We start from the raw sequence: 20,668 nt of genomic DNA, 5'->3' as shown, positions 1-20,668 counted from the left end.
TAATGCACTCCTTTTAATAGAGCTGTTCAAGCCAGCTTTTTTGCAGCTGATAAAGCTCCTCCTTATGTGATTTTGGGAGCAACGATTTATTCAATTCGATGACGATTTTCTCCCACTCCGGATATTTGGCATGCGCCTCTTCCGTTAATTGAACTCGTTTTTCACGTTTATCCTGACCGGGAATCTGTTTAACGTAGCCTTGTTTAACCATGCGCTGGATCGTTCGGGTCATGGGAGGGGCTTCAACAGCTAAATATTCACTGAGCTCTTTTTGAGTTAATGAGCCTTTGTTTTTTAAAACAAAAATAACGGCCCATTGCGAACCGTATAATCCCGTTGGTTTCAGTGCTTCATTCAGTTTATTCGTTAGACGTCGTGACAATTGATGAAGGGTATGGATTAATTCGTGATTGATCATAAATACGCTCCAAATTAATAATTAGTTACCTAGGTAAATATAATGGATATATTATTAAATGTCAAGAAATGTTCACAATATGTCGACCTTCCTAAACAAAAAAACTCCGCGGAACATTATTCCGCGGAATCTTGCATAAGACTATCTTAACACATTAAAATACCTAGCCTCTGGATGGGCGAAAACAATGGCAGAAACAGATGCTTCAGGCTCCATCATACAGCCATCTGTTAACTGGACACCGATATCCTCCGGCTGGATTAGCTTAAAGAGCTTCTTCTGATCTTCCAGCTCAGGGCAGGCAGGGTAACCAAATGAGAACCGTTGGCCTTGATAATGGGCCGCAAAACGGTCCTGCATGGTAAAGGTTAGAGGATCCGGGAAGCCCCAGCGGTCACGCATCTGCCGGTGAATCAATTCTGCCAGACCTTCGGCACTTTCAAGAGCGAGGGACTGCAGGGCATGGCTTTCAAGGAAGCGGCCGGACGCTTTAAACTGATCAGCTTGCTCGCGAATGCCCCTTCCGGCAGTTACTGTAAAGAAGCCGACATAATCCATCACGCCGCTATCGACTGGCTTTAGGAAATCTGCCAAACATAAATATGGTGCAGATTCCTGACGAGGAAAATCAAACGTCTCAATAACCTGTTCAGGATTTTCTGGATCATAAATATGAACCTTATTTCCCTCGGATTGTGCTGGGAAAAATTGATATACGGCCGCAGGTGTAATCCAGCTATTTGCGCTGGCATCCGCGAGCAGATTATCAACCATGTCTTTTACTTTCCAAGCCTTCTCATCCTTCTCGGCCAGCAATTTTGAAATTTTCCCTTTAACTCCAAGATGGTGGCCCAACAGCATCTGCATATTGATATATGGTTCAATATGCGACAAGGAATAGGATTTTAGGACATGCCGTTTTGTATCTTTTGGAATAAAAACTGGAACCTCAGTAGAGATAGCAGCCCTTTGCTTTACAGCCACTGAGGAGGCAGAGCGGACTGGCAGCTCTCTTGGAACATCTAGGGAGGCCAGCTTTTCCTGTTTTTCGGCAAATAATTTTTCAAGCTCCTCTGGGGATTGAAGCTGGTTGGCGAGTGCCAAGCCATTCATCGCATCCTTTGCGTAAAGAACAAGTCCTTCGTATTCCTTGGCAATTTTCGTATCCGTAAATTTGCGGGAAAGTGCCGCACCGCCTACAAGAATAGGCAGGGAGATGCCTGCTTCCTTCATATCCTGTGCCGTTAACACCATTTGCTGGGCCGACTTTACCAAAAGACCGGAAAGTCCAACCATGTCCGGCTGGATTTCGCGAATGGCTTTAATCAATTCGGCGGGTGCTACCTTAATCCCAAGATCAATGACTTCGTAGCCGTTATTGCTGAGAATAATATCAACCAGGTTTTTCCCAATATCATGGACATCACCTTTTACCGTGGCCAAAATGACTTTTCCTTTTGAGGCAGACACATCGCCTTTTTCCATAAACGGTTCCAAGTGGGAAACGGAGGCTTTCATGACCTCAGCACTCTGGAGAACTTCGGCGACGATTAACTGGTTATCATTAAACAGCCGTCCAACTTCCTTCATCCCGTCCATTAACGGGCCGTTGATAATATCAAGCGGAGCAGGGTACTTCGCAAGCGCCTCATCTAAATCCGGAATGAGCCCTTCCTTTGTACCTTCGACAATATAGTAGCCGAGCCGTTCCTCAAGACTCATATCGAGCGTAGTGCCTTTTGCTTCCTTCTTTTTATCCCGATAAAAATCAGTGAAAACAGCCAAGGTTTCATCGGTAGTATCGAATAATAGAGCTTCCGCCAGCGCCACTTCCTCTTTGGAGATGGAAGCAAAGCGTTCCAGCTTTTCTGTATTGACAATCGCATAATCCAGTCCCGCCTGGGTGCAATGGTAGAGGAATACAGAATTCAAAATTTCCCTGCCGACAGGCGGCAGCCCAAAGGATACGTTACTAATGCCGAGTATCGTTTGTACACCGGGAAGCTGTTCCTTGATTAACCGGATACCATCAACCGTGGCTTTAGCGGAACCAATATATTGCTCATCCCCTGTACCTACAGGAAACACTAATGGGTCAAAAATTAAGTCCTGTGGCTTCAATTTATATTTGTTGACTAAGATATCATGAGAACGGCGGGCAATTTCCAATTTACGTTCTGCAGTAACCCCCATGCCGGTTTCATCAATAGTCCCGACAACAACGGCAGCCCCGTAGCGGTGAATTAACGGAACTACCGCTTGGAAACGCTCTTCGCCGTCCTCAAGGTTAATGGAGTTAATAATCGCTTTTCCCTGCGAGTACTTCAACGCCTTTTCAATAACCTTTTCATCTGTTGAGTCGATGACAAGCGGCACCTTTACCTTTTTGACGACTTCAGTGATGAATTTTTCCATATCGATAAGCTCTTCACGGTCCGGGTCAGCAAGACAGATATCGATGACGTGAGCTCCGCCTTTTACTTGGGCCCGGGCGATTTCTGCCGCTTCTTCAAATTTACCTTCAGCTATCAAACGTTTAAATTTGCGTGACCCAATAACATTGGTCCGTTCTCCGACCATGATCGGTCTTAAAGTTGGATCATCGTAAATGAAAGGTTCGATTCCTGAAACCATATGATGGGAGGATGGCTGGAATTCCCTTGGCTTGTAATCCTTCATTGCATCGGCAATGGCGCGAATGTGATCAGGGGTCGTACCGCAGCAGCCGCCGACAATATTGAGCCAGCCATGAGCGGCAAAGTCACCCAGCTTTTTCGCCAGTGTTTCCGGTGTCTCATGATAGTGGCCCTCCTCGTCAGGCAGGCCAGCATTCGGATAGCAGCTGACTGCCGTTCCAGACAGATTGGCGAGCGAGCGCACATGGTCCTGCATAAACTCTGGTCCTGTTGCGCAGTTCAACCCAACAGCCACTGGATTCATGTGTTCGATGGAAATATAAAAGGAATCAATCGTTTGTCCCGCCAAAGTCGTTCCCATTGGCTCGATTGTTCCAGAAATAAACAGCGGCAATGTTTTGCCGGTTTTTTCAAACGCTTTTTCGATGCCGACATACCCAGCCTTAACATTCAGCATATCTTGAGAAGTTTCTAGAAGGAGCAGGTCAACTCCGCCGTCAATCAAGCCAATAGCCTGTTCCTCATAGGAGGCAGCCAGTTCATCAAAGGTGGTTCCGCCGGTAACGCTTAATGTCTTTGTCGTCGGTCCCATGGAGCCGGCCACATAGCGAGGCCAATCCTCGCTGGAGGCTGCCTGAGCTTCCTTCACAGCAATCATCGCAGCAATTTTATTGATTTCATAAGCTTTATATCCAAGCTCATATTCATCTAAGACAATGCTGGTGGCACCGAATGTGTTAGTCTCGATGATATCAGCTCCGGCCTCTAAATATTCGCGGTGAATGCGCGCAATAACTGCTGGAGCAGTTAAATTGAGATTTTCATTACAGCCCTCGTATTGTTCACCGCCAAAATCATCAGCAGTAAGATCTGCTTGCTGCAGCATCGTTCCCATTGCCCCGTCCATGACAAGGATGCGTCTTTTTAACTGCTCAATAAATGGTCGTTTCGACATAGCTGTTCCCCCTCAGTTCACACGCACGCTGCCGGGCATAAAGGGCCAGTTCAGCAGTAAGCTCATAGCGTAAAAATGGTGTGATTAAATAAATTCCATTAAATAAATCTAAGGCTGCATCGATTAGCCCCTTGGTAATTTCAACGCCTTCTTTTGCCGCTTGGATCGGGTTATCATGAAGCGCGGCCATCCGTTCACGAATGGAGTCGGCAATTTTAATGCCAGGTACTTCATTATGAAGGAACTCCGCGTTTTTACTGCTAGTAAGCGGCATTAAGCCGATGTAGATCGGTGCTTTTAAATGTTTCGTATGTTCATAGACTTCTAGCAGTTTTTCTTCGGAAAAAACTGGCTGGGAGATAAAATAGTCAGCCCCATGCGCAATTTTCTTCTCCAACCGTTTGACCGCTTTTTCCACCGAGCGGACATTCGGGTTAAAGGCTCCGGCAATGCTGAACGCCGTTTTCTGGCCCAAGTCCTTTCCGGAAAAAGATAAACCTTCATTTAATTGTTTAATCATTTGAATCAGTTCAAATGAAGAAACATCATAAACGGAAGAAGCCCCCGGAAAATCGCCGACACGCGCAGGGTCGCCAGTGATTGCCAGAACATCATGCATTCCTAACGTGTGTAAGCCCATCAAATGGGATTGCAGACCGATAATGTTGCGGTCCCGACAGGATATATGGATAAGCGGACGCATTCCTAGTTCTTTTTTTGCTAAATAGCCTAAAGATTCATTGGAAATCCTCACTTGCGCAAGAGAATTATCTGCTAGTGTAATCGCATCAATTCCGGCTTCCTTTAGAACCTTTGCCCCTTCAAAAAACTTCGTTGTATCAAGCTTTCTTGGCGGATCTAATTCAACGATAACTGATGACCGCTCCTGCACAATATCTTGAAGTGGGGCGTAGTCCCGCTTGGCAGGACGATCTTCAACTATGATTTTCTTTGGTTTTAATTCTACTACTTTATCTGTTATCGGAGCGCTGTTTTTTAATTCGGTGGCAAATGCCCTGATGTGTTCAGGTGTTGTGCCGCAGCATCCTCCTAAAAGTCGGACACCTTGCTTGCGGAATTCAGCCGCAGACCTGCGGAAGTAATCGGCATCACCATCATAATGAAACTTTCCATCCGTATAAGCAGGGAGACTGGCGTTTGGATAGGCTGAAAGAAAGGCTCGCTTAGGCAGTTCGATTTGCTCGAGCGCAACCAGCATATGATGCGGGCCAAGCCGGCAGTTTAGGCCAACAACGTCAGCGCCTAGCCCTTCAAGCCTCTGCAGAGCATCATTGACAGGAGTACGGTCCTGCAGAATTCCTGGTTCTGCAAGGGAAACTTGCGCAACAATTGGCAGATTGGTTTCCTTTCTGGCGATGGTCAGGACGGTTTCAAGCTCTTCCAGGTCGTAGAAGGTTTCGAGTAAAAGCCCGTCAACTCCCTCTAATAAAAGGCAATACAGCTGCTCGCGAAAGCTCCGTTTAATTTCTTCTATTGAAATGGATTTGGGCTTGATGCCACGGTTGCCGCCCAAGGTCCCAAGCACATAGGCACGGTTCTCGGCAGCTTTTTTGGCATTTAGTACAGCGGCGCTGTTGATGTCCTTGACTGAATCCTCTAGCCCGTATCGTCCAAGCTTTAAATAGTTGGCCGCATAGGTGTTCGTTTGAATAATATCGGCACCGGCATCAATATAGGCTTTGTGGATATTCTGAATTTGCTCAGAGCGGGAAAGATTCAATTCCTCAAAACAGGAATCTTTTCCATAGGAATAAAGCATTGTTCCCATAGCACCGTCGGCAATCAAAATTTGATTTTGTAATTTTTCTAAAAAACTCATCGCTATTCTCCTTAAGAGAGCTTATTTACTCTGCAGATTTTCCAAGGCTTGCGAAAAATCCTTGATTAAATCAGCAGGGTTTTCCAGTCCGACGGATAGGCGAAGAAGGCTATTTTTAATTCCCCGTTTTTCTCTTTCCTCCTGCGGCATGGCAGCATGGGACATTTTAGCCGGATAAGACAAAATCGACTCTACTGCACCAAGGCTTACCGCAAAGACAGGAATTTTTACATTTGACACAAAGGTACGCATGGCATCCTCATCAGCAAGCTCAAATGAAAGGACTGCACCAGCGCCGCTTGCTTGCGCCTCCTGCAATTCTTTTTGCGGATGATTTTCAAGCGCTGGGTAATACACTTTTTCAATAGCTGGATGTGACTCTAGGAATTTCGCAATCTCTAATGCAGCTCTCTGCGATTGCTCAAGCCGGACCTGAAGCGTTTTTAGACCTCTCATCACAAGCCAGGCATCCTGCACACCGAGAACTGCTCCAAACGAATTTTGTAAAAAATAAAGCTGTTTTGCTAGTTCCCCGTCCTTTACTACGGCAAGTCCTGCGACGACATCGCTGTGGCCTGAAAGAAACTTAGTGGCGCTGTGAAGGACAATATCAGCACCAAGCTCTAACGGCCGTTGCAGTGCAGGAGTTAGGAAGGTATTATCAACAAAAGTCAGGGCGTCAATGGACTTTGCCAGCTGGCTGATGGCTTTGATGTCGGTAACCTTCAACAACGGGTTGGATGGTGTTTCTACATAAAACGCCTTTGTATTTGGCTTAATTGCTTGCTTAATTTGATCAAAGTCAGTCATGTCTACAAATGTATGTTCAATCCCGAAACGAGTCAGGACTTGTGTCACCATTCGATAAGTTCCGCCATAAACATCTTCTGTGACAATCACGTGATCTCCGGAGGAGAGAAGTAGGAAGGCGGTGGAAATGGCAGCCATCCCCGATGAAAAAGCAAATCCTCGGACTCCGCCTTCGAGCTCTGCAATAATATCCTCCAGAGCTTCCCGAGTTGGATTTAAGCTGCGGGCGTAATCGTATTTTCCAAAACTGTCGATTTCAAACTGATGAAAGGTAGATGCATGCTGGATCGGGACACTGACTGCTCCTGTTTGTGCATCCATTTTATGCCGATTATGAAGAAGTCTCGTTTCAAAACTAAATTCTTCGTGTTCCATCACACATTCACTCCTTCAACTAACTTAGCAAAAGCCTGCTCTAGGTCAAAAATGATATCTCCTGCATCTTCAATTCCTACAGAAAAACGCAATAGACGGTTACAGACACCTTGTGCAATTCGGATTTCTTCCGGGATATCAGCGTGGGTCTGGGTCGCTGGATACGTGATAAAGCTTTCGGTTCCGCCAAGGCTTTCAGCAAACGAAATCAGTTTTATGTTTTGCAGGAACGGATTTACCCACGTTTCATCTTTAATACGGAAAGAAACCATACCGCCTCTTCCTGGGTAAAGGACATCTGTCACCGCATCGCTATTAGAAAGAAACTCAACAACAGCCTTAGCGTTTTTCTCATGCCGTTCCATACGGAGCGACAATGTTTTCATCCCGCGCATTAACAACCAGGAATCGAAGGGGCTTAAAACGGCACCCGCACCGTTATGATGGAAGGCCAATGCCTCACAAAGTTCCTTACCCTTCGCGACAATCAGTCCAGCTAGAACATCATTGTGGCCTCCAAGGTATTTCGTTGCACTATGAATCACGATATCTGCTCCAAGTGAAATCGGCTGCTGCAGAAGAGGGGTATAGAAGGTGTTGTCCACAATTAACAATATGTCATGCGCTTTGGCAATTTTTGCAATGGCGGCAATATCAGCTTCCTGCATAAGCGGATTAGTTGGTGTCTCCAAGAAGATTGCTTTTGTATTTGGTGTAATGTTGTTTTCAACCTCTTCAGGACAACAGGTATTTACATATTGGCTTTTCAAGCCCCACTTTTGAAAGCCTTTTTCGAGCAAACGGTAGGTTCCGCCATATAAATCCTCGCTAACCAGCCATTCATCACCAGACTGAAATAAGGAAAGAATCGTTAAAATGGCCCCCATTCCAGAACTGCAGGCAAAGCCTTGGTCTCCGCCTTCTAAATCGGCGATAGTTTTCTCAAGCAGCTGACGTGTTGGATTTCCGGTTCGAATATAATCAAATCCTGTGGATTGTCCAATCCCCTCGTGCCGGAATGCAGTTGAAAAATAGACTGGGGGATTTACAGTTCCTGTTGTAGTTTCACTGCGGTTCCCAATTTGAGCAAGTTTCGTATCGATTTTATACATTGTTGTCTACACTCCTTTTTGATATTAAAAAAAGGCCTTCTATAAGAAGAAGACCTTTGCATGTACAATACATCTGTCACTCTTCTTATCTCGCAAATTAGTAACAATTTGCAGGACTTAGCACCGTTTCAATGTAAAAGACATTGAAGGTTGCTGAGGTGTCACCGGGCCCTTCCCTCAACCTCTCTTGATAAGAACATATTAATATTTTGACTATTTATAAAATTTACTACAGTTTTGGCGGTTCGTCAATTAGTTTTTTATCCAAGGAAAGCAGTAAAGTGTAAAACAATTCTATTATCAGCTCTAAAAGTACAATTGTCCATTTTTGGCTTGTCCTCATTATTGTAAATTACTATTTTATTTCGGATTTTACAAAACAGAACGGGAGGAAAAAAATATTAGGGATATTTACCTAGTATGTTCTGAATGGTATTTTTTGCAAATAAAATAGTTCTTGTTAAGGTACAAGTGATTCGTAAAATAGAATTTACTGGTGAGGTTTCCTAGCCATTATCAAAGGAGACACTCGATCATGCTGTGGGTTGAAATATACCTTAGACGCAAGTCGTCGAGAGCGTGGTGTGAGGGGGGGTTAGATGCCCTATATATAATTAAAGTTTTTGATTATTTAGGGCTTCACGAAGCCTGGATAATCAAAAGCTTTAATCTTGGCTGCTATAAAAGCTAATGTACAAAAGGGGAGAGATTATGACCTACAGACAGAGGTTGTCATTATTTTTTTTAATAGACTCATGTATTGTCATAGGTGCAATATTCTTAAGCAGATTTCTGGTTGATGCTACCACTCATTTATTTACCTTTTTGATTATTTTTACTTCATTTTCAATTTTACTTAGCCACCACATCTTTTCAGTCATGCTCAACCTTTATAAAAAGGCTTGGGAATATGCCAGCATAGGAGAGTTATTAATCATTTTTAAGGTTGTGACCTATTCCATTATTTTTGCTGCAGTCCTGCAGAAAACTTTCTTCCTTGAAATCAATGTCAGGCTTCTCACTGTTACTTGGTTACTCCATATTATATTCATTGGCGGGTCCAGATTTTGCTGGAGAGTTTTTCGAGATTCTCATTATCAAAAGAACCAAAATAAAAATCGTACCCTCATCATTGGTGCGGGAGCAGCGGGGACAATGGTTGCTAGACAGTTATTGAAGAATCGGGGCATCAATCTTCTTCCTGTGGGCTTCATTGACGATGACATCCACAAACATAAGCTAGATATTCTTGGGATTCCTGTTGTTGGCGGGGTAGCCTCCATTGAACAAGCTGTTCAAAACTATAACATTAAAAATATTGTTATTGCTATTCCCTCACTTAGCAAGAAAGAGTTAAATGTGATTTTTCAGGAATGTGCCAAAACGCCTGCAAAAACTAAAATTCTTCCAATGATTGAAGATTTGGTGACTGGAAAGGTATCCGTAAATCAATTTCGGGACGTTCAGGTCGAGGACCTTCTGGGGAGAGATCCTGTAGAGTTGGATATTGCTTCTATATCAAAAAACATTACCGGCAAAACGGTGTTGGTTACAGGTGCAGGAGGTTCGATTGGTTCTGAAATTTGCCGGCAAATTGCCCGTTTTAACCCTCTTAAAATCGTCTTGCTTGGTCATGGTGAAAACAGTATATATTCAATTGAAATGGAACTGAAAGAAAGCTTTGGCGAATCAGCAATTAAATTCATAGCAGAAATTGCCGATATCCAAGATGGGGCAAAAATGGAGGCTGTTATGATGCATCATCGGCCAGAGGTTATTTATCACGCTGCGGCACACAAACATGTACCGCTAATGGAACACAACCCTGAAGAAGCAGTGAAAAACAATGTGATTGGAACAATGAATGTGGCAAAGGCAGCCAGTTTGTATGGTGTGAAAACCTTCGTAATGATTTCCACCGATAAAGCCGTTAATCCAACTAGTGTTATGGGGTCAACGAAAAGAATGGCAGAAATGATCATTCAGTCAATGGATAAGAAGTGCGGAACGAAGTTCGTTGCTGTTCGCTTTGGCAATGTATTGGGAAGCAGGGGCAGTGTGATTCCGTTATTTAAACGGCAAATTGAACAGGGAGGCCCTGTTACCGTTACTCATCCTGATATGAAGCGTTATTTTATGACAATCCCTGAAGCCTCAAGGCTGGTCATCCAGGCCGGCGCACTTGCCAAGGGTGGAGAAATATTTGTTTTAGATATGGGAGAACCGGTTAAAATTATCGACCTTGCCAAAAATTTAATCAAACTATCCGGATATTCCATTGAGGAAATTGGGATCGAAATAACGGGGATGAGGCCAGGTGAAAAGCTGTTTGAAGAACTTTTAAAAGAGGATGAAGTACAGGAAGAGCAAGTCTACCCGAAAATTTATATTGGTAAAACCTCAGAGCTTTTTATAGAAGAGATTGACGATTTAATCATAAATTTTGCTGACATGGACAAACAAGAGCTTTCTGAACTGCTGTTAAAGATTGCAAATAACCGATTGCCCGCCAAAAGAGCATTGTCTATTTCCGGTTAGTTTGCTATGCGGAAACTATAGGAAAAGGGTTGATAAATATTATGAATTTGCCAATCTCTCATTCTAGAGTGACAAATGTTAAAAGAAATATTCCATTTTCACCTCCAGATATATCGGAAATTGAAATTAACGAAGTTGTCAACACATTAAAATCCGGTTGGATCACAACCGGCCCTAAGACAAAGCTTTTAGAAAATAAAATTGCGGAGTTTACCAATACCTCAATGGCTGTGTGTTTAAATTCAGCAACAGCTGGCATGGAGCTGACTTTAAGATTGTTAGGAATAGGCGAAGGCGATGAAGTCATTACTTCAGCTTATACCTATACAGCCTCTGCAAGCGTCATTCATCATGTCGGGGCAAAAATTGTCCTTGTAGACACGGCTGAAGATTCTTTTCACATGGATTATGCGCAGTTAGAAAAGGCTATTACGGCAAATACGAAGGCTATTATTCCGGTGGACATTGCAGGAATCATGTGTGATTACGAGAAGGTTTTTGAAATAGTAAATAGGAAGCAAAATCTTTTTAGGCCTGCAAATGATATCCAAGCAGCTTTTGGCAGAATCATTGTATTAGCTGACGCCGCACATTCCTTTGGTGCAACTTATAAAGGGAAAAATAGTGGGGAAGCAGCAGACTTTACTAGTTTTTCCTTTCATGCTGTCAAAAATTTTACTACTGGGGAAGGCGGGGCGGTAACCTGGCGAGACATACCCGGTATAGCCAATGAGGACATTTATAAAAAATATATGCTGTATTCTCTTCACGGTCAATCAAAGGATGCACTTGCAAAAACGAAACTGGGTGCGTGGGAGTATGATATTCTCTCACCTGCCTATAAATGTAACATGACTGATATTATGGCTTCCATTGGTTTGGGGCAAATGGAAAGGTACCCGTTAATTTTAGAAAGAAGAAGATCATTAATAGAAAGATATAATGATGGATTGCGTGATAGTGAAGTTGATGTATTAGATCATTATGGAATTGACTTTTCTTCAAGCGGGCATCTATACCTAGTTAGACTTCTTCATAAGGATAAAGAGTCTCGTAATAAAGTTGTAGAAAAATTGGCAGAGATGGGCATTGCCACGAATGTTCATTATAAACCACTTCCATTGTTTACCGCATATAAGAAAATGGGATTTCATATCAATGAATATCCAAATGCCTATAGGCAGTTTGCTAATGAAATTACACTTCCATTGCATACTTTGTTAAGCGATGAGGATGTAATTTATGTAGTTGAAAGTTTAAAGACAGCCCTGGAAGAAGTGTAAATTGGTGACAGAAGCGGGGGAACAGCTTAGTGCTAGTAAGGGAATGGGAAGATTTACCCGATGCCATAAAAAAAGAAAGCGTAAGGAAATATTACAATACATTAAATAAGAAGCGTCTTAGTTTATTAAATAAGCGTGTATTTGATATCATACTTGCTATTCTGATTTTCATTATTCTTTCCCCTATTTTCATTATAATTAGTATTGCCATAAAGATAGATTCTAAGGGGCCTATTATGTTTCGCCAAGTAAGGGTAACGCAATATGGAAAGCAGTTCAAGATATTTAAGTTTCGAACAATGGTAAAGGATGCCGAACAGCTTGGCGGACAAATAACCACTAAAAATGATAGCCGGGTTACAAGAGTCGGAAAGATTTTAAGAAAACTCAGATTGGATGAGATTCCCCAATTATTTAATATTATTGCAGGCGATATGAGTTTTGTCGGGACAAGGCCTGAGGTTGTTAAATATGTAGAAAAATATTCAGATGAGATGATGGCAACATTGCTGCTTCCAGCAGGGGTTACCTCTAAAGCAAGTATTCACTATAAGGATGAGGAAAAGCTTTTGGTTAATGCTAATGATGTTGATGAGATCTATTTAAAGGATATTTTGCCCAAGAAGATGAAATATAACTTAAGAGGTATAGAAGAATTTAGTTTTTTGGGTGAAATCAGGATCATGTTTGGAACTGTGCTAGCAGTAACTAAGAAAGAAAGAAGCAGAGAAAGAAATTTTTAGGGAGAAGGCAGTATATGAAGAAGAAATTGGCTGTTTTATTATCAGTTTTTTTTGTTTTGAGTGCGTGTACACGAGACTATTCCCAAAAACAAAATAACTCTGAGTTGCCGAAAAAAGAAACGGTTAATTCCGAGGAAAAAGAAACAACAATAGCAGGGAAATTGCCGAAAATTGATCATATTGTCATCATTGTGGAAGAAAATCATTCACAAGAGCAGATTATCGGAAACCTGTCAGCACCATATATCAATTCTTTAGCTGCAGAGGGTGCCAGCTTAACGAATAATCATGGTACCAGCCGGCCGAGCCAGCCTAATTATTTAGACCTATTCTCGGGTTCTAATCAAGGTGTTTCAAGCAACGATGTACCGGAGTCTAAATTTTCAGCCCCTAATTTAGGAAGTGAGCTTATTGAAAAGGGCTTTTCTTTTGCTGGGTATTCGGAAGATCTGCCTTCGATTGGTTTCAACGGAAAGACGAGCGGCAACTATGTCCGCAAGCATAATCCATGGGTTAATTTCAGCAATCTCCCACAAGAGACAAATCAACCGCTTGGAAATTTCCCAAAGGATTTTAGCAATCTCCCAACTGTTTCATTTATCATCCCAAATCAGCAAAATAACATGCATGATGGGTCGATTGAGCAGGCGGACAAATGGTTAAAGGAGCATATAGATTCCTATCTCCAATGGGCAAAAAGGAATAATAGTTTATTGATTGTCACTTGGGATGAAGATAATGGTTCAAAGGAAAATAAAATTCCAACCATCTTCATTGGTCCTATGGTGAAACCAGGGAAATTCAATGAGGATCTAAGCCATTTTAATCTTTTAAGAACGATAGAGGATATATACGGGTTAGGACATGCAGGGAAAAGCGATACTGTACAACCAATAATAAACATTTGGAAATAAGGGAAATGCAAAAGACGAACAGGCCTTGCCTGTTCGTCTTTTGCATTACTTTGGAATTAACACTCAAGCCAATTAGGAGTGAATATATATGTCTATACTCATTACAGGTGGAGCAGGTTATATTGGCAGCCATACATGTGTAGAACTGCTAAATGCCGGCTATGAAATTATTGTTATAGATGATTTTTCCAACAGTAAACCGGATTCAATAAATAGGGTAAAAGAGATTACGGGTAAAGAATATAAGTTTTACGAGATTAATATACTAAATCGTAATGCTCTTGAGGATGTGTTCTCAAGTAATCACATTGAGGGAGTCATTCATTTTGCCGGATTAAAAGCGGTTGGGGAATCGATATCCACTCCACTTCGTTACTATCATAATAATATTTCCGGGACGCTTAACCTTTGTGAGGTAATGAATAAGTATGATGTAAAAAAGCTAGTGTTCAGCTCATCTGCAACCGTATATGGCATCCCGGAAAGGGTGCCGATTTCAGAGGATTTCCTGCTTGGAGCAACAAACCCATATGGCCGCACCAAGCTAATGATAGAGGAAGTTTTGCGGGATTTATATGCTGCCGATAATAGCTGGAGCATTGCCTTGCTGCGTTATTTTAACCCTATTGGGGCACATGAAAGTGGATTGATTGGAGAAGATCCAAACGGAATTCCTAACAATTTAATGCCATTTATTACCCAAGTGGCTGCAGGGAAATTAAATGAACTGCAAGTGTTTGGTAATGACTATCCAACAATAGATGGAACAGGTGTTAGAGACTACATTCACGTAGTCGACCTTGCGGCTGGCCATTTAAAGGCACTGGAAAAAATACGATTATCTAATGGAGTTGAAGCCTATAACCTAGGAACAGGAAGGGGGTACAGTGTGTTGGAATTGCACTCAGCTTTTGAAAAGACATCCGGAAGAAAAATCCCTTATAAGATTGTTGATAAAAGACCAGGAGATATAGCAGTTTGCTATGCGGATCCACAAAAGGCAAAGAGCGAACTTGGCTGGGCTGCAAAAAGAGGAATTGAAGAAATGTGCAGAGATTCATGGAGATGGCAACAAAAGAATCCTCATGGATATAAAGTTTAAATAAATTAACACCATTTCAGGAGGGTGTGCATTTATGGATTTTAGCCTATCAACACCACCGAAAGAGCGTATTTCCATAGTCATACTTCTGGTTTTTTCGGTTACATTAGGTGCTTATCATATAGATATTGGGTTTTCCTTGCTGCCCTACATGATGGTATGCGCTTTGATGTTTTTATATGGTTTTTTTAATTTCAAAATTCCAAAACTAAGGCCTTTCGAAATCGCCCTAATGGTTTTTTTTCTTTATTATTGTTCGACTGGGTTATTTGCAAAGTTTCCAGAAAGCAGCTTGCGTTTGATTTTGGGGGTTTGGCTTGTCTTTTTTTGTTATTTTGTCATGCGGCATATTCTTTTTAGGACAAGCATAGAAGGAATCGAAAAGGCAATTGGCAGAACCGGGATTATTTTCAATCTTTTATCATTGTTACTCTACTTTTTAGGACTTGCTATGTTAAGTTTTAACTTTTCCGGTAACGGAATTCGTCATCTGGGAGTTTTGATTGATCGCGGGTTTCCTAGATTAATTGGAACGTTTTATGATCCGAACTTTTTCTGTTTCGGGAACTTACTATTTTTTTTCTACTATCTTACACATTTGCATAAGAAAAGTTCAAAGTTCGGACTATTGTTGACTTCAATGACATTGCTGCTCACTAATTCACGTGGTGGAGGAATTGCTTTAGCAGCAGGGCTTATAGTTGTATTTTTTTCGATGAAACCTTCGCAAAAAATCAAAATGCTGTTATTTATACCACTGTTCGCTTTCTTTATAAATTTACTTTGTAAATTTATTTTTTCCATTGACTTATACACGCTGATGATTGAACGTTTTGAAACATCTGATAACGGCAGCGGCCGATTTGATATATGGATGCATGGATTAACGTTGTTCCAAGACCATCCGTTTTTTGGAATCGGAATATTTAATTATCGATCATACAATTTGCATTTATATGGAGACAGTCACTTTATGCACAATACTTTCCTGGAGGTATTAACAGAATCAGGGGTTATTGGATTTTTGTTATACATTCTCGTTTTCATAAGCATATTTTTAGAATACTTTTCAATTAGAAAGTATGGAACAAAAGCCCGATATTTATTAATGGCCTTTTTCTCCATGGTGATCCTGATGAACTCATTGTCTGTGATCGTAAATGAGTCAATGTTCTTAATCTTTGCTCTCCTTCAAAGATATTTGTTTGAGGCTGATAGAACAATATTACAAATAAAGCAAAAAAATATCTCCAAACATCAGCTTACACAGCAATATTGCCATAAAAATAATTTTGAATTAGAGAGTTATTATTAAAGAACTAATTAATATACTTTAAAGAAATACGTTTAAAGTGAAATATTTGTATTTTGGTTGTTCTTTAATAGTGATACTTTGTTCCTTTAAAAATTTAGGAGGGCACAATGGAAGAAACGATTAGTATAAAAGAGTTGCTTAAAACTTTGCGAAAGCGGCTTATTTTAATATTGGGCATCACCTTCATGGCTGTATTAATAAGCGGGGTCGTAAGCTTCTATTTCTTAACACCAGTTTATCAAGCATCCACGCAATTGCTTGTCAATCAATCAAAAAGTGTACAAACTCCATATCAATACAGTGAAGTACAAACTAACCTCCAATTAATTAATACCTATAATGTCATCATAAAAAGCCCGGCCATCCTGGAAATTGTCATAAAGGATTTAAATTTAGATATGACGGTAAAACAATTGACTCAAAAAATCAGCGTCGGAAACGAAGAAAACTCACAAGTAGTCAACTTATCTGTTCAAGATCCAAATTTTGAAAAGGCTGCGAACATTGCGAATAAAACGGCTGAAATTTTCAAAAGTGAAATCGTTAAAATCATGAATGTGGATAATGTCAGCATTCTTACAGAAGCTGATATATCCGACCACCCTTCACCAATAAAGCCTAGGACAATGTTGATTATGGCGATTTCTTTTGCGGTTGGTCTCATGGCGGGAGTAAGCATTGCGCTCCTATTAGAATTCTTTGATAACACGATTGAAAATGAGCAAGAAATTGAAAAGCTAATTGGTGTCCCTGTACTTGGTATCATCGCGACAATGGATAAATTAAACCTAAAAGATAATATGAATGATATCAGTTCAGAGCAAAATGCAAGGTTAAGAGGTGAGACAATTGGTTCGTAGCAAAAACAAAAAACTGGCTCATTCAAATAAAAGAACATTAATTACCTTGTTAGATTCTAAATCACCGATTGCTGAGCAATATCGAATCATTCGCACGAATATCCAATTTTCCTCCGTTGACCAAGAAATAAAATCATTAATGTTAACATCTGCCGATCCAGGTGATGGAAAATCGACAACTGCGGCAAATTTAGCAGTGGCTTTTGCACAGCAAGGAAAGAATGTGCTGCTTGTCGATGCTGACCTGCGAAAACCAACGATGCAATATACCTTTAATCAGACTAATACGTTTGGGCTGACGAGTGTATTAACAAAGCAAATAAACCTAGAACAGGCAGTTGCAGAAATAGATGAAAATCTTTATCTTCTAACAAGCGGACCCATTCCGCCGAATCCTGCTGAATTACTCGGCTCAAAAGCGATGGATCATTTCTATGCAGAAGTCCTGGAATCATTTGACTTAGTGATTTTCGACACGCCTCCAGTTTTAACGGTTGCTGATGCGCAGATATTGGCCAATAAATGTGATGGAACTGTTTTGATTGTTTCCAGCCGTAAAACCGAAAAAAACCGGATCGTTAAAGCGAAGGAGCTTTTAGACGCAGCACAAAGTAAGCTGTTGGGCGTTGTGTTAAACAACAAGAAGGTTAAACAGTCAGATTATTACTATTATTAAAGTTCAAAATAATTACCACTATTTTTTAAGAGTGAGGATTAGATGCAATGAATGATTTAGTTTCAATCATAACACCTACCTATAATTGCGGTAAGTTTATCGCTGAAACGATAGAGTCGGTTAGGCAACAAACCTATCAGAACTGGGAAATGATTATTGTTGATGATTGCTCAACTGACAACACCAAAGAAATTGTAGAGGAATATATTAATCAGGACAAGCGAATTAAGTATCATTTACTTGAAAAAAATTCAGGGGCTGCTGTAGCCAGAACCAAGGCGATGGAGCTTGCGTCGGGAACATATATGGCATTTTTAGACAGTGATGATCTATGGCCTACGGAAAAACTTGAGCGGCAGCTATCCTTTATGAAAAAGAATGGCTACGATTTTACCTGTACTGAATATGAGCAGATTGATGAGAAAGGCACTCCTTTAAATAAATCAATTAAAACAAAGAACAAAACTAACTATAACGGTGTATTGCTAAGCTGTCCTGTCGGTAATTCGACAGTGATGTACAATAGTCAACATTTAGGAAAGTTCGTTGTACCCAATATAAGGAAAAGAAATGATGATGCTCTTTGGCTGCAGATATTAAAGAAAGAGAAGTACATTTATGGATTGCCTGAGATTCTGATGAAATACAGAGTAAGAAGTAATTCGATATCAAGTAATAAGTTAGACTTAGTGAAATATCACTGGTACTTATATAGAGAAATAGAAAAACTGTCAGTTATCCGCTCTTCATTTCATATATGCTGTTGGGTTTTCTTAAAAGTTTTTAAGATCAAGTAGGTGAGGATATAAATGAAAATAACAATCGCCGGGATAGGCTATGTAGGCTTATCAAATGCAATCCTATTAGCGCAGCATAACGAAGTCATTGCGTTAGATATTTTGCAAGAAAAAGTAAATTTTATTAACAATAAGAGGTCGCCAATTAATGATTATGAGATAGAAGAGTATTTGTCTACGAAAGAATTAAACCTGATAGCAACAACTGATAATTATATCGCTTATAAAGACGCAGAATATGTTATTATCTCCACCCCCACTGACTATGATCCGGATAAGAATTATTTTAATACAAGAAGTGTTGAAGCGGTTATTGCTAACGTATTAGCTATCAATCCCAAGGCGGTTATGGTCATTAAATCAACCGTACCGGTAGGCTATACGGAGAAGGTAAGAAAGAAATTTGAAACAGAAAATATTATATTCTCCCCGGAATTTTTAAGAGAAGGAAAAGCTCTTTATGATAACTTATATCCTTCAAGAATTGTTGTTGGTGAACAATCTGACAGGGCTAGGGTATTTGCAGATTTATTAGTTGAAGGTTCTTTAAAAGACGATATCTCTGTTTTATTTACAAATTCAACAGAAGCAGAAGCTATTAAACTGTTTTCCAATACCTACTTGGCGATGAGAGTCGCTTTTTTTAATGAGCTCGATTCGTATGCAGAGGTTAGAGGATTAGAGTCAAAACAAATCATTGAAGGAGTTGGACTTGATCCCCGGATAGGGAATCATTACAATAATCCTTCTTTTGGGTATGGAGGCTATTGCCTGCCTAAAGATACAAAACAGTTACTCGCTAATTATGCAGATGTTCCAAATAATATCATGAAAGCAATTGTTGATGCGAATAGAACAAGAAAAGATCATATAGCGGACTCAATTTTGAAGAGAAATCCCAAGATTGTAGGAATCTATAGGCTGACCATGAAAATGGACTCTGATAACTTCAGGCAATCCGCCATTCAAGGTATTATGAAGCGCATTAAAGCTAAAGGAATTGAAGTCGTTGTCTATGAGCCATCTATTCATGAAGAAAAATTCTTTAATTCTAAAGTAATTAATGACTTTGAAGAATTTAAGCGAATAAGTGATGTGATTGTCGCTAACAGATTAACGAATGACCTTAAAGAAGCAGCCCATAAGGTTTATACAAGGGATTTATTTAGCAGAGATTAATAATTTAAATCTTAGTATTTAATATACGGATTGAAGAGGGTGATTCAATGTGTATAAGGTAGGGATATGTGGGCATTTTGGCGGTGATCACATATTCGTGGATGGACAGACGGTAAAAACAAAGATATTGAAAGAAGAATTGGAAGGTACCATCGGGAAAAAGCAAGTAATGTATGTAGATACATTCAATTGGAGAAAAAAACCGCTAAAGCTGCTTCTCCAGTGTATTTTACTGCTGAAAAGGTGCGACAATATTATTATTTTACCAGCACACAATGGAGTTAAAGTATTTGTTCCAATTTTTTCAATGTTAAATAAATTGATGAGAAAAAGGATCCACTATTTTGTGGTAGGGGGATGGCTGCCATCATTGATTAGTCTAAACAGATGGCTGCTAAAATTCCTTAAATTATTCGATAATATATTTGTTGAAACGGCTTTTATTAAAAATTCGCTAAATGAAAATGGATTGAACAATATTCAAGTTATGCCAAATTTTAAAAATTTGGAAATACTTGATGAGGAAAGACTTCAAAAACACTTTTCAACACCTTATAAATTATGTATTTTTTCAAGGGTTATGGAAGAGAAGGGAATCGAAGATGCGATTGAAGTTGTTACAAATATAAACTCTTCCCGCAATGGCGTAGTGTATGAACTTGATATATTTGGTCCGATTGAAAGCGAGTATGAGGACAAATTTAACCAATTAATGAAGAAGTCACCGGAATACATTAGTTATAAAGGTGTTGTTGATTTTAATCGTTCGGTTGAAGTGTTAAAAAACTATTTTTTACTCTTATTTCCAACCCGGTTTAAAACAGAGGGGCTTCCAGGCACTATTATTGATGCATATGCGGCAGGTGTTCCTGTAGTTGCCTCAAAGTGGAATTCCGCAGAGGAATTTGTTATTGAAGGAAAAACGGGGTATATTTTTGAGTTTAAAGATATTACTAGTTTTAGATCAATCTTAGAAAAGATAATAGATAAACCGGGCATGATTGAAGGAATGAAAAATGAATGCTTAAAAAAGGCTGAAGATTATACACCGGAAAGTATTATTACTAGATTGTTGTCCGAATATATACACTAAATGAGATCCCCATCTTTACTAA

16 protein-coding genes and 1 riboswitch are annotated in these 20,668 nt (G+C 40.3%); of the genes, 11 read left to right on the top strand and 5 right to left on the bottom strand.

Annotated features, from left to right (window positions below; genetic code table 11):
* Positions 1-13: 13 nt before the first annotated feature.
* The 5 genes from V5M37_RS23975 to V5M37_RS23955 form a co-directional block, all read right to left on the bottom strand.
* The gene (locus tag V5M37_RS23975) at positions 14-418 is read right to left on the bottom strand and encodes a MarR family winged helix-turn-helix transcriptional regulator (protein WP_423799431.1); all 405 of its coding nucleotides are present in this window, start codon (positions 416-418) and stop codon (positions 14-16) included.
* 141 nt (positions 419-559) lie between these two features.
* The gene (gene metH / locus V5M37_RS23970) at positions 560-4,009 is read right to left on the bottom strand and encodes a methionine synthase (RefSeq protein ID WP_423799430.1); all 3,450 of its coding nucleotides are present in this window, start codon (positions 4,007-4,009) and stop codon (positions 560-562) included.
* On the bottom strand, positions 3,987-5,849 hold the full coding sequence (locus tag V5M37_RS23965; protein WP_423799429.1) for a bifunctional homocysteine S-methyltransferase/methylenetetrahydrofolate reductase: 1,863 nt from the start codon (positions 5,847-5,849) through the stop codon (positions 3,987-3,989). Before V5M37_RS23965 ends, metH begins: the two co-directional genes overlap by 23 nt.
* Before the next feature lie 21 nt (positions 5,850-5,870).
* The gene (gene metC, locus V5M37_RS23960; protein ID WP_423799428.1) at positions 5,871-7,034 is read right to left on the bottom strand and encodes a cystathionine beta-lyase; all 1,164 of its coding nucleotides are present in this window, start codon (positions 7,032-7,034) and stop codon (positions 5,871-5,873) included.
* A complete protein-coding gene (locus V5M37_RS23955; RefSeq protein WP_423799427.1) occupies positions 7,034-8,146 on the bottom strand; it encodes a methionine biosynthesis PLP-dependent protein in 1,113 nt (370 codons plus the stop codon). Before V5M37_RS23955 ends, metC begins: the two co-directional genes overlap by 1 nt.
* A gap of 82 nt (positions 8,147-8,228) precedes the next feature.
* Positions 8,229-8,343, bottom strand: a riboswitch (SAM riboswitch).
* A gap of 514 nt (positions 8,344-8,857) precedes the next feature.
* Between V5M37_RS23955 and V5M37_RS23950 the strand changes: the two genes are divergently transcribed.
* The 11 genes from V5M37_RS23950 (at position 8,858) to V5M37_RS23900 (ending at position 20,646) form a co-directional block, all read left to right on the top strand.
* A complete protein-coding gene (locus tag V5M37_RS23950; protein WP_423799426.1) occupies positions 8,858-10,684 on the top strand; it encodes a polysaccharide biosynthesis protein in 1,827 nt (608 codons plus the stop codon).
* Positions 10,685-10,725: 41 nt separating this feature from the next.
* The gene (locus V5M37_RS23945; RefSeq protein ID WP_423799425.1) at positions 10,726-11,967 is read left to right on the top strand and encodes a DegT/DnrJ/EryC1/StrS family aminotransferase; all 1,242 of its coding nucleotides are present in this window, start codon (positions 10,726-10,728) and stop codon (positions 11,965-11,967) included.
* Positions 11,968-11,996: 29 nt separating this feature from the next.
* Complete coding sequence (locus V5M37_RS23940) at positions 11,997-12,710, top strand: sugar transferase (RefSeq protein ID WP_423799424.1); 714 nt, start codon at positions 11,997-11,999, stop codon at positions 12,708-12,710.
* Positions 12,711-12,724: 14 nt separating this feature from the next.
* Positions 12,725-13,624 (top strand): alkaline phosphatase family protein, encoded by a 900-nt coding sequence (locus V5M37_RS23935; RefSeq protein ID WP_423799423.1) that lies wholly within the window; start codon positions 12,725-12,727, stop codon positions 13,622-13,624.
* Between the two features lie 88 nt (positions 13,625-13,712).
* Entirely contained in the window at positions 13,713-14,726 is a 1,014-nt protein-coding gene (galE, locus tag V5M37_RS23930) for a UDP-glucose 4-epimerase GalE (protein WP_423799422.1), read from the top strand.
* Between the two features lie 34 nt (positions 14,727-14,760).
* Positions 14,761-16,041 carry an O-antigen ligase family protein gene (locus tag V5M37_RS23925; RefSeq protein WP_423799421.1) on the top strand — a complete coding sequence of 427 codons (1,281 nt, stop codon included), beginning with the start codon at positions 14,761-14,763 and terminating at the stop codon, positions 16,039-16,041.
* 107 nt (positions 16,042-16,148) lie between these two features.
* On the top strand, positions 16,149-16,901 hold the full coding sequence (locus V5M37_RS23920; protein ID WP_423799420.1) for a YveK family protein: 753 nt from the start codon (positions 16,149-16,151) through the stop codon (positions 16,899-16,901).
* Positions 16,891-17,577: a CpsD/CapB family tyrosine-protein kinase gene (locus tag V5M37_RS23915; protein ID WP_423799419.1), complete on the top strand. Its 687-nt coding sequence runs from the start codon at positions 16,891-16,893 to the stop codon at positions 17,575-17,577. The genes V5M37_RS23920 and V5M37_RS23915 overlap by 11 nt, the downstream gene beginning before the upstream one ends.
* A 47-nt stretch (positions 17,578-17,624) precedes the next feature.
* Positions 17,625-18,374: a glycosyltransferase family 2 protein gene (locus V5M37_RS23910; protein WP_423799418.1), complete on the top strand. Its 750-nt coding sequence runs from the start codon at positions 17,625-17,627 to the stop codon at positions 18,372-18,374.
* A 12-nt stretch (positions 18,375-18,386) separates the two neighbouring features.
* A complete protein-coding gene (locus V5M37_RS23905; RefSeq protein WP_423799417.1) occupies positions 18,387-19,553 on the top strand; it encodes a nucleotide sugar dehydrogenase in 1,167 nt (388 codons plus the stop codon).
* 49 nt (positions 19,554-19,602) lie between these two features.
* Positions 19,603-20,646, top strand: coding sequence for a glycosyltransferase family 4 protein (locus V5M37_RS23900; protein WP_423799416.1), 1,044 nt, complete (start codon positions 19,603-19,605; stop codon positions 20,644-20,646).
* Positions 20,647-20,668 lie beyond the last annotated feature (22 nt).

It is taken from the genome of Neobacillus sp. SAB-20_R2A (assembly GCF_049568635.1).
Lineage (GTDB): Bacteria > Bacillota > Bacilli > Bacillales > Cytobacillaceae > Neobacillus > Neobacillus citreus.
Note: the sequence above shows the minus strand (reverse complement) of the source record. Positions and strands in the feature narration are given on the sequence as shown.